Below are 818 nucleotides of genomic sequence, written 5' to 3'. Positions count from 1 at the left end.
TCGAGCTGGTCGGCCATGAGGGTGTCGTAGACGGGGCGGGTGGTGTCGCGGAAGACGCCGATGGGGGTGTGGTGGAGGGTGTCGGGGTCGGCGAGGCGGGAGAGGGCGAAGGCGGTGGTGGGGCTGGTGGTGCGGGCGTCGTGGGTCAGGACGCGGTGTTCGTTGTCGGGGGTGACGGTGATGACTTCGAGGTCGCCGGTGTGCTCGTTGCGGATGACGCCCTTGGTGTCGTCGGTGCCGAAGCGGACGGGGCGGCCGTGTTCGAGGCGGATGACGGCTTCGCGGGCCTGTTCCTGGTCCTTGAGGGCGTCGAAGGCGCCGTCGTTGAAGATGTTGCAGTTCTGGTAGATCTCGACGAGGGCGGTGCCGGGGTGGTCGGCGGCCTGGCGCAGGACTTCGGTGAGGTGTTTGCGGTCGGAGTCGATGGTGCGGGCGACGAAGGTGGCTTCGGCTCCGAGGGCGAGGGAGACGGGGTTGAAGGGGGCGTCGAGGGAGCCCATCGGCGTGGATTTGGTGATCTTGCCGATTTCGGAGGTGGGGGAGTACTGGCCTTTGGTGAGGCCGTAGATCCGGTTGTTGAAGAGGAGGATCTTGAGGTTGATGTTGCGGCGCAGGGCGTGGATGAGGTGGTTGCCGCCGATGGAGAGGGCGTCGCCGTCGCCGGTGACGACCCATACGGAGAGGTCGCGGCGGGAGGAGGCGAGTCCGGTGGCGATGGCGGGGGCGCGGCCGTGGATGGAGTGCATCCCGTAGGTGTTCATGTAGTACGGGAAGCGGGAGGAGCAGCCGATGCCGGAGACGAAGACGATGTTCTCCTT

Annotated in this window: 1 protein-coding gene; it reads right to left on the bottom strand. The window is 67.0% G+C overall.

What is annotated here, in order from left to right:
- Window positions 1–818 (bottom strand): 2-oxoacid:ferredoxin oxidoreductase subunit beta (locus tag ACEPPI_RS40550; protein WP_373920247.1); only part of this gene is annotated, 818 nt, incomplete at both ends.

Origin of the sequence: Streptomyces sp. AB3(2024) (assembly GCF_041862025.1) — a bacterium.
GTDB lineage: Bacteria > Actinomycetota > Actinomycetes > Streptomycetales > Streptomycetaceae > Streptomyces.
This window is presented reverse-complemented; position numbering and strand designations above follow the sequence as displayed.